Below are 9,100 nucleotides of genomic sequence, written 5' to 3'. Positions count from 1 at the left end.
TTGGCTTGCCAACTGCAGGGCTACCGAAAGCCCGCCCTGTACTGCGAAGCAGTCAGGGTCGGGTAGTTTACACATTTCCTGAGCTTAAGGACTACGTCCCGCTGACGCGAAAAGGACGGGATGCCCCACCGCCCTGTAGAGTAGTGCGTAGTGACTAGTCACTAGCCACTAGCCTTTTTATTGCTTCATGGAGTGGGGTGACGGCTTCGGTTTTGCGTGGGTATGTTGACCCTGCGCATACAGCGCGGGGCTTCTCGGCGGTTTAGCTAAAATAGGCTAGAGAGCAGCTGCAAGACTCCGCAGGGTTGCAAAGCAACACCCCAATGGGGAGATGCCCATCTTCTCATCACCAGAACAAACTCTACCCTGCATCCTTTGAGCGGGCCAACCCAACTGAAGCTGACAACTTGAGCGCATGAAAGCCGTAGTCATGAGTGTGCCCGGCGGGCCAGAGGTTCTGCAGCTCCGAGAAGTACCTGAGCCCCAAATTCGCGGCGAGCGGGAGCTGCGCATCCGTCTGAGGGCAGCCGGCGTCAACCCCATCGACACCAAACTGCGGCAACGGGGCACCTTCTATCCAGAGGAGATGCCCGCCATTTTGGGGTGTGACGGTGCCGGCGTTGTGGAAGCCGTGGGATCCGGAGTTAGGCACTTTGCGGTGGGAGACGAGGTGTACTTCTGCCACGGGGGTCTGGGCAAGCAGGCGGGGAATTACGCCGAGCTGATCGTGGTGGACGAGCGTTTTGTGGCCCCCAAGCCCAGAACTCTGAGCTTTGCAGAAGCTGCCGCTGCCCCGCTGGTGCTGATCACCGCCTGGGAAGCGCTGTACGACCGGGGACGTCTCCAGGCCGGCCAAAGTGTGCTCATCCACGGGGGAGCGGGCGGAGTTGGCCATGTGGCCATTCAACTGGCCCGTCTACGGGGATCCAAAGTGGCCACCACCGTGAGCACCCCGGAAAAGGCGGAGTTTGTCCGTTCCCTAGGCGCCGGCTTGCCCATCTTCTACCGGCAGACAGACTTTGTGCGCGCCGTTTTGGACTGGACAGGGGGAGAGGGGGTGGATCTTGCCCTAGATACCTTGGGCGGCAAGCTATTGGAGCAGACCTTCCCCGCAGTGCGCGTGTACGGAGATATCGTCACCCTGCTGGCCCCGGCCCCAGAGATCGACTGGCGGGTGGCTCGCGACCGCAACTTGCGGGTGGGATTTGAGCTGATGCTCACCCCGATGCTGAAAAGCCTGACCAACGCCCAACAAAATCAGGCGGAAATCCTCAGGCAATGTGCCCGCCTCATCGACCAAGGCCAACTGCGGATCCAGCTCAGCCACACCTTTCCTCTGGCCGAAGCGGCTGCCGCCCACCGGTTGCTGGAGCAGGGATCCGTTCTGGGCAAAATTGCCTTAACCATCCCCGAGTAGGCATGCTGGAGAAAGCCCGTTGAGGATCTGCCCATGGTTGCTCCTCTCACCCCCCACCTGCTGGAGAACGAGAGCTTCTACGAAAATGCCCTCTGCTGGCTAGGGCGACCCCAGACGGCCTATCGACTGTTGAGCGAAGCAGTTTTTCCTGCCATCTCCTCTTGGGTGCGGGGGGAGGTAGATAGCCACTCTTTTAACCACTGGCAACTGGAGGATGTGCGCACCTTTCTGTATCCGGTGGTGGCTCTGGGGGATCAAGAAACTCTTGTTCTCTCCAGTGAAGCCCTGCTCCTCTGCGGCATCGGCAACTATTACAACCCCTGTGACTTGGCCATTGTGGTGTTTGTGCAGCAGCCCCAAGAGCTGTTCAGCCAACTGATGCAGCGCATTCGCCGGGCCGAAGCCACTATCAGCCGCGGGCCAGATGTGCGCATGCTCTCAGAACAGGTGAACCTGGCCAAGCGCGGACAAGACTACATCAACACCAAATATCTGGTCTGGCCCTACGCTCTTTCCGGTGCTGCTCAAGATACGCTAATTCAGCAGGGGATCAGCCTCATCCGTCTTTCCCCCCAAGAAGCCGCCTTGCCCTTTAAGGAATAGGTGGAGGACAATCTGCTCTGTCGGCGGAAGATAGGGATCCCCGTCCAAGCCCTTTTTCCATCTCTATCGTTTTTCATGGTCGATACCCACCTGCCCCCCTTGATCCAAGCGATGCTGGATCCCGCCTTCTACCCTCATCCGGTACAGGATCCCATTCGGCTTATTCAAACCCACATTTCCTATATTCTGCTGACAGGCGACTATGCCTATAAAGTGAAAAAGCCTTTGGACTTTGGCTTTTTGAACTTCACCACCCTGGAGAGGCGGCGCCACTTTTGCCAAGAAGAGCTGCGCATGAACCAGCGCGGTGCTCCCGGCCTTTATCTGCAAGTGTTGCCCATTGTCCAGACCGATGGCCGATTTCAGTTCAACAGCAGCGGCGAGCCCATAGAATACGCTCTGCAAATGCGGCAATTTCCCCAAGAGCAACTGTTCAGCAACCTGTTTGAGCGGGGAGAGCTAACGCCGTCCTTGATGGAGGAGCTGGGGCGGGTGGTGGCGACGTTTCATGCCCAAACCGAGACCAACGACTACATCCGCAGCTTTGGCCGGCCAGAACGGGTGCGAGAAGCCTTTGACGAGAATTACGCCCAAACCCAGCGCTACGTCGGCGGCCCACAAACAGCTCAGCAATATCGAGAAACCCAAGCCTACACCGATCGCTTTTTTGCTGAGCGGCAGGAGCTGTTTCAACAAAGAATAGAACAAAACCGCATTCGTGAATGCCACGGAGACCTGCACCTAGGCAACATCTGTTTTTGGGAAGGGAAGATCCTGCTTTTTGATTGCATCGAGTTTAATGAAGCCTTCCGCTTTGTGGATGTCATGTACGACATATCCTATGGGGTGATGGATTTGGATGCCCGCCATCGCCCCGATCTGGGAAACGCCTATTTGAACACCTACCTGGAAGAAACCGGAGATTGGGAAGGGTTGAAGATCTTGCCTATTTACCTCAATCGGCAGGCCTACGTGCGGGCCAAGGTCACCTCTTTTTTGCTGGAGGATCCCACTGCAGCAGAGGAAGCCAAGGCCACAGCCTTTAGCACCGCCGCCCGCTATTACCGTCTTGCCTGGGAATACACCCTCCCCAAGCGGGGGCAGTTGTTCCTGATGTCGGGATTGTCGGGATCCGGCAAAAGCACGGTAGCCCGCCACTTGGCCCGTCAGCGGGGAGCCATTCACATTCGCTCCGATGCGGTGCGCAAGCATTTGGCCGGGATCCCTCTGCGGCAACGGGGGGGGCCGGAGGTTTATACCCCGGAGATGACCGATAAAACCTACCGCCGCTTGGTGCAGTTGGGAGTAGAGCTGGCCCAGGAAGGCTACACCGTGATTCTGGACGCCAAGTTTGACCGGCAAGCCCTGCGGGGGATGGCCATTGATCAGGCCCAACGCCAAGGGATCCCACTGCGCATCCTCCACTGCTACGCCCCTGAACCTGTTTTGCGGGAGCGCCTGCAACGCCGCAGCCCAGCTCCTCAGCCCCTCTTGGCCCCAGCCGGCTGCATCGATGGAGATCAGCAGCACTCTGCCGACATTGCTGATGCCACCGCCGAGATGCTCTCCCAACAGCAGGCCCACTGGCAGGATTTTTCCGATTCGGAACGGCCTTTTTTAAAGGTTTTGGATACCAGCCAAGATTGGCCATCTCAACTTCAGCAGGTCTAGATCTCGACTCAAACTGCACAAAGTCGAGAGAATTAACATCAGCAAGATGGATTTTGCCGTTTCTGGGTTAGAGAATGGCAGCAGCTTTTTTGGGCAGGGATCCCTTTCCAAAGTAGAGGTCAAAATTGGGTCTAAAGCTCTGTCCTATTGGTACGCAGTTCGCCTCGGCGGGCCATAGACCTGAGAGAGACGGTAGGCTGAGGGGCATGTTGACGTGTCTGTGCAGGCCCACCCTTTTCCCATCCCACTCGACCAGAACTGACCACGTGCAGGAGGATCCCACGGTGAGCGATGTAACTCCAGATGACCTACGCCTGATGCTCCTGTTTGAGGGCTTTCCTCCTGAGAGGCTAGAGCCTCTGGCCGGGCAAATGTCGTTGCGCTCCCACCCAGTCAATCAGGCCATCTTGTTACAAAATGACTGGGGTAACGCCGTTTATTTCATCCTGGAAGGGTGGGTCAAGATTCGCACCCATGATCTCGAAGGCCGGGAGATCACCCTCACCATTCTTGGTCCAGGGGAAATCTTCGGGGAAATGGCTGCTTTGGACGAAGCGCCTCGTTCTACCGACGTTGTAGCCCTAACAGCCACCAAAGTCGGTTGTCTGTCGGCCCAACACTTCCTGGCTTTTTTGGCTTCTGATCCTCAGGCCGGCATCCGCCTTGCTCAGCTCATGTCGCGCCGCTTACGGCAGATCAACCGTCGTCTGCAGTTGCGCGAGGCCAGCAGTACGGCCCGTGTTGCCGATATCCTGCTGTTCTTGGCCGAATCTCGTGGCCGGGTTAGCCGGAGTGGTGTAGAGATCCCCAACTTGCCCCATCGGGAGCTGAGCAGCCTAAGTGGCCTAGCCCGGGAAACGGTCACTCGCGTCCTGTCCAAGCTGGAGCAAGAGGAGCTGATCCGCCGGGATCGCAACCGAGATGTTCTCTGCATCCCCCAGATGGAGGCTTTGGAGAAATTGATTGGCTAAATTGGGGGCGCCACCAGTTGTCAAAACCCCCCTCGACATCGTAAGATAGTAGGTCCAGAGCCGGGATAGCTCAGTTGGTAGAGCAGAGGACTGAAAATCCTCGTGTCACCAGTTCAAGTCTGGTTCCTGGCATCTGGTATGAGTATGCTGGGGCGGGCTTGGGTCAACGACCTAAGCCTTTTTGCTATGTCGGTCTGGGGAGTTCTGCTCTTCTCTCTTCACGTGTATGCACATATAGCCACACAGCTCCGGGACTGAAGAAAATTGTTGTAGGAATCCTCACCTCAAGCATAGGCAAGTTATAATCCCGGCAGCCTCTGTGGAGATTGCTCTCTTATGCCTGTAAAGCTCCTGCCTCAGTGTGAGAACTTGAAAGATCAGGTTGAAGCTATCCTGCAACTCTGGCATCAGGATTCCACTTTTTCAGGCAAGCAAGATACCACTCGGATTCAAGCTTCCCTCAGCAAAGCTATTTCTCCAACCTTCGAGATTGTCTTTGCCGGTGCTTTCAGTGCTGGCAAGTCTATGCTAATCAATGCCCTCTTAGAAAGAGAGCTTCTCTACAGTGCCGAAGGGCACGCCACAGGGACAGAGTGCTACATCGCCTACGCAGAGCCAAATGCGGAGAGGGTAGTGCTCACTTTTCTTAGCGAGCAGGAAGTGCAAGAACAGATGACCGCCTTCTGCGCTTTCCTAAACTTGGCTCCGTCACTCAGCAGGCTGGAAGACACTGCACTGAATCCCCTGAAGGAGCGTGCTGAGGCTATTATTCAGCAGGAGGGAGGCAAAAGCAAGTCAGAGCGGGCGAAGCAGGCGGATGCACTTCGCTTGTTGATTACAGGTTTCCAGCAGAACCGGGACAAAATTCACCCTACCGAGAACAAAGTTTTCTCAATGGAGCAGCTCAACTTCGGCAACTTAAGAGAAGCTGCGGGTTTTGCCCGGCGCGGCGCCAATAGCGCAGTTTTGCGAAAGGTGGAATACTATTGCCACCACCCCTTGCTGGAAGATGGAAACGTTATTGTCGATACTCCTGGGATCGATGCTCCAGTCAAAGCGGATGCAGAGCGTACTTATCGAAAAATTGCCGATCCGGATACGTCCGCAGTTGTTTGCGTTCTCAAGTGTGCTGCAACGGGTGAGCTGACCAAGGAAGAGACAGAGCTTATTGAGCATATTCAAAGTAATGATAGCATCAGGGATCGCGTCTTCTATGTGTTTAACCGGATTGATGAGACTTGGTACAACGCACAACTAAAGCATAGACTAGAAAACATTATCGACCAGCAGTTTCGTCAACTCCGCGTATTTAAGACAAGCGGCCTTCTCGGCTTCTATGGTTCCCAGATCAAGGCAACTACCCCCGAGGATCGATTTGGACTGGATACGATTTTTTCAGAAAGCATCAAAGAATTGGGTGGTGAGGAAGAAACGCCCCAGTTTGTCAGCGAGTTTAACAAGTACTGCACGTCAGGTAGGTTGGTTGGATCCCCGTTCCGCCCTTCTGTACATGGGTACGACACACCCATAAATAACTACGTTCGGATTCTGAGGGAGTGGGGAAAACCTTTGATTGAGTATATGATTAAAGATAGCGGTATTGAAGACTTTCGGGCTGGGATCACTCGTTATTTAACGGAAGAAAAGCGGCCACAGCTATTTTCCGCGCTGGCCGATGATTTGCAACCTCTCTGCATCGAGATGAGGAAGTCCTATCTAGATCTCTACCGAGACATTGATAGCCAGCCCAAAGAGATTGACAGCATGATTTCCTATGAGCTGACGCTGATCAATCAGCAGCTAGCCAGTATTGGCCGAGAGTTTGACGAGCATATCCAGACAGTAGTCAATAAAGTTATTAACGGAGAAAACAAAGAATTTGAGAACGATTTCCATAAATTGAAGACTAGGATGGTACGGAGGCTAGATGAGCTTTTGGATACTTTTTCGTTGGACAATGTTTACAGTCAAGCCGTTCGCATTCGTCCCCGCAACTCCACAGCTCCATTCTTAGCTGTATTGGTCGAAGCCTTTTATTATTTGTCCAACCATCTAGAGGACATCCTGGTAGAATCAGCCAGCACGCTTGTAGAGAACTTCTTTCGTCGCCTTGTTGATGAAGTTCGCAGCTCGAGCTACTACAGGCAGTTGTTTCGCCTACTGGGATCCGATGGGGACTTGGAGAAAAAGCTTCTTTTGGTTAAGGAGGTAACTTTGAGTTCTCTTGTCAATGGTGCCCGAAAAGAGTGCGACCGCTACCTCAGAGAAAGTCCCCGCTTCTACGACGAAGGAACATTCTCGATCTACCAGTTTCGAGAAGTCCTAAAGCAAACCAGCCAATCTTATGACATCTCTGCTATTCGCGACGCAGAGCCTGGAATCCGACAATTACTTAAGCTTGACTTCGAGCCGAAAATTAACCAGACAGTGCGTTCTAGCTTCCGACAAGAGACCAACAATACTCTAAAAACTCAGCTATTGCCGGTTGCCAAGCAAGTAGCCGATGAGATTTTGCAAAAGTACCCAGAAGCAAAGCAGTTCATGGAAGCAACTCTCAGAAAAGAGGCTGAAGAGAAAATTGCGCTTAACCAACAGCGGCTGAAAGAACTGGAGGCAAGCATAGACAAGTACAACCAAGCTGTTTCTGGGATCAACCTCTGCTTGCAAGCTTTGGGCCTCAATCGCGAGATGCTGCCCTTGATTACTCGTCCTGAGCCTTCCTCTGTTGGTGAGTCAGTTCAAATTTTGGCAAGTCTTCCTGAACAGCAAGTAGGTGACAGCAATGCAAGCGAAGCAGTCGCTCTTGGTCGTTCTACACCCATAGACGAGAGTTTTCCAGAGTTGGATAGCATTCTCGATGATTTGAGATAGAGCGGCTTGTCTTTGTTTTTGGCCTTTCACTTGATCCAGATAAAGTCATGGGATCCAAATCGATACCTCTGCAGCAGCACCCAGAAGGGATCCTCTCTGTAAGGGAGAAAACTTTCAAGGTTGCCAACTTGGTCAAAGCAGCCCAAGAGGACTTGACCAAGAAAGAAGAGCTGCATCGCTTGTTCATTGCGGCCTTGAGATCCTCAGGGATCCTGCCGCCGGAAGACTTGCTCAACATTGCCAGTAGCCTTCTTGCTCCCAAGCCAGAAGAAAAATTGTTGCAAGAAGCGAAGTGGTTTGGGCAGGGACTTGCTTGTCAACTCTTGGTGCCGGGCAAGAAGGATTGGGAAAAAGGCAGAGTCAGATTGCGGATCACTGTAGAGTTTGAGCCAGAGGATACAGGCTCAGAGAGCAGCAGCGGATCCCCTCTGGATGACCTTCGCGAAAGTGAGAGCTAGCCTAAGCCAGAGAGACATAGAGGGGGTTGGGCAAGTGTCAAGTAATGATCAATCTCAGGAGTGCTTTGTTGAGCTAGATATTTTCCAAAATACTGTCATTGATATAGGAGGACGCCTAATCTACTCGCAAGAGTTTGCTCAGGTGTACTCAGAGATTGTTTATGAGAGTATCAGATCCTACTTATCCAGCAAACTTAGCGAAAAGGGAGTCTCGATTCTATGGAGCAACTTGAACGGAATAACTAACGTGAAAGGAATTCCTGCTAAACTCTTACGTCCTGGCTCACCGTGGATTGTTGTCTCTATGTCTTGAGGTCGATAAGATGACAAAAACATCCATTAATCTTAGCCAACTGGGAGACGGAGTTATCACTTTTATCAACAAGAACAATAATCAGAAAGTCTACATGATTTCCAAGCTTTGCGATTCTATCAATTCTTATTTCCTGGAGTTTGACCAAATGGGAAGAGAACTAAACAGTCACTTGAGTTCGTCTGAGATACAAACAGATATTCCCTATGAAGATCAGGTTCATTTTTTCCATAAAGGAGTTCCATGCTCGATTCTTTCTCCTAAAACTAACGGTTGGCAGACCGGTAGAGTAAAAGTAAGAGTAGAAGTTACGATTGACTTTTATCCTGACAATCCTGAATTTCTGATAAAAGAACCCGACCAAGAGATATTAGAACCTCTAGATGAAAAGTCTCCACTGGACGATCTTCGCAGTATGGATGAATAACGATGAAAGAAAGAAAATCCGGCGAAAGGATTCTAATTCCAGCAGCCGTGCGGGAGTATGTTTTCCAAAGAGACGGCTTCCGTTGTCGCGGTTGCGGAAAGTCGCCCCCAGAGGTTCAGCTTCAGATCGATCACATCATCCCCATTGCCCAAGGGGGCAGTAACGATATCAGCAATCTGCAAACGTTGTGCAAAACCTGTAACCGACGCAAAAAGGATCGACGGGATCCCCGCTTTCGCCGCCACTTTGACTGGTGAGTTGCGGTGTTTCGCCTACGCTTCTCCCTCTAGAAAAGAGAGGAGAGAGGTCTGCAAAAACAACCTCAGACAATAGGCGGAACGCTCAAAAACGGCATTCGGGTCAGGACTC

Annotated in this window: 8 protein-coding genes and 1 tRNA gene; all 9 read left to right on the top strand. The window is 52.7% G+C overall.

The annotated features are described in order from the left end of the window. Positions 1 to 415: 415 nt before the first annotated feature. The 9 genes from NW837_RS14190 to NW837_RS14150 all read left to right on the top strand — a co-directional run bounded on the left by NW837_RS14190 (position 416) and on the right by NW837_RS14150 (position 8,988). A complete protein-coding gene (locus NW837_RS14190; RefSeq protein WP_414332237.1) occupies positions 416 to 1,417 on the top strand; it encodes a zinc-dependent alcohol dehydrogenase family protein in 1,002 nt (333 codons plus the stop codon). 33 nt (positions 1,418 to 1,450) lie between these two features. After that, the gene (locus tag NW837_RS14185) at positions 1,451 to 2,020 is read left to right on the top strand and encodes a hypothetical protein (protein ID WP_414332236.1); all 570 of its coding nucleotides are present in this window, start codon (positions 1,451 to 1,453) and stop codon (positions 2,018 to 2,020) included. 75 nt (positions 2,021 to 2,095) lie between these two features. Further along, on the top strand, positions 2,096 to 3,691 hold the full coding sequence (locus NW837_RS14180; protein WP_414332239.1) for an AAA family ATPase: 1,596 nt from the start codon (positions 2,096 to 2,098) through the stop codon (positions 3,689 to 3,691). A 317-nt stretch (positions 3,692 to 4,008) separates the two neighbouring features. Then, positions 4,009 to 4,662 (top strand): Crp/Fnr family transcriptional regulator, encoded by a 654-nt coding sequence (locus NW837_RS14175; RefSeq protein WP_414332238.1) that lies wholly within the window; start codon positions 4,009 to 4,011, stop codon positions 4,660 to 4,662. 59 nt (positions 4,663 to 4,721) lie between these two features. Then, a tRNA-Phe gene (locus NW837_RS14170) sits at positions 4,722 to 4,794 on the top strand. A gap of 204 nt (positions 4,795 to 4,998) precedes the next feature. Next, the gene (locus NW837_RS14165) at positions 4,999 to 7,533 is read left to right on the top strand and encodes a dynamin family protein (protein ID WP_414332235.1); all 2,535 of its coding nucleotides are present in this window, start codon (positions 4,999 to 5,001) and stop codon (positions 7,531 to 7,533) included. Positions 7,534 to 7,580: 47 nt separating this feature from the next. Continuing rightward, a complete protein-coding gene (locus NW837_RS14160; protein WP_414332234.1) occupies positions 7,581 to 7,991 on the top strand; it encodes a KGK domain-containing protein in 411 nt (136 codons plus the stop codon). 323 nt (positions 7,992 to 8,314) lie between these two features. Next, positions 8,315 to 8,731 (top strand): KGK domain-containing protein, encoded by a 417-nt coding sequence (locus tag NW837_RS14155; RefSeq protein ID WP_414332233.1) that lies wholly within the window; start codon positions 8,315 to 8,317, stop codon positions 8,729 to 8,731. Between the two features lie 2 nt (positions 8,732 to 8,733). Next, on the top strand, positions 8,734 to 8,988 hold the full coding sequence (locus NW837_RS14150) for an HNH endonuclease (RefSeq protein ID WP_011430012.1): 255 nt from the start codon (positions 8,734 to 8,736) through the stop codon (positions 8,986 to 8,988). The last annotated feature ends 112 nt before the right edge of the window (positions 8,989 to 9,100 follow it).

Source organism: Synechococcus sp. R6-10 (assembly GCF_047461815.1).
In the GTDB taxonomy this organism is placed as follows: domain Bacteria; phylum Cyanobacteriota; class Cyanobacteriia; order Thermostichales; family Thermostichaceae; genus Thermostichus.
Note: the sequence above shows the minus strand (reverse complement) of the source record. Positions and strands in the feature narration are given on the sequence as shown.

Bases quoted from the DNA above. Each gene is read 5' to 3' on its own strand.
- NW837_RS14155 (WP_414332233.1), top strand. From the start codon at position 8,315: ATGACAAAAACATCCATTAATCTTAGCCAACTGGGAGACGGAGTTATC.
- NW837_RS14190 (WP_414332237.1), top strand. From the start codon at position 416: ATGAAAGCCGTAGTCATGAGTGTGCCCGGCGGGCCAGAGGTTCTGCAG.
- NW837_RS14160 (WP_414332234.1), top strand. From the start codon at position 7,581: ATGGGATCCAAATCGATACCTCTGCAGCAGCACCCAGAAGGGATCCTC.
- NW837_RS14175 (WP_414332238.1), top strand. From the start codon at position 4,009: ATGCTCCTGTTTGAGGGCTTTCCTCCTGAGAGGCTAGAGCCTCTGGCC.
- NW837_RS14165 (WP_414332235.1), top strand. From the start codon at position 4,999: ATGCCTGTAAAGCTCCTGCCTCAGTGTGAGAACTTGAAAGATCAGGTT.
- NW837_RS14185 (WP_414332236.1), top strand. From the start codon at position 1,451: ATGGTTGCTCCTCTCACCCCCCACCTGCTGGAGAACGAGAGCTTCTAC.
- NW837_RS14150 (WP_011430012.1), top strand. From the start codon at position 8,734: ATGAAAGAAAGAAAATCCGGCGAAAGGATTCTAATTCCAGCAGCCGTG.
- NW837_RS14180 (WP_414332239.1), top strand. From the start codon at position 2,096: ATGGTCGATACCCACCTGCCCCCCTTGATCCAAGCGATGCTGGATCCC.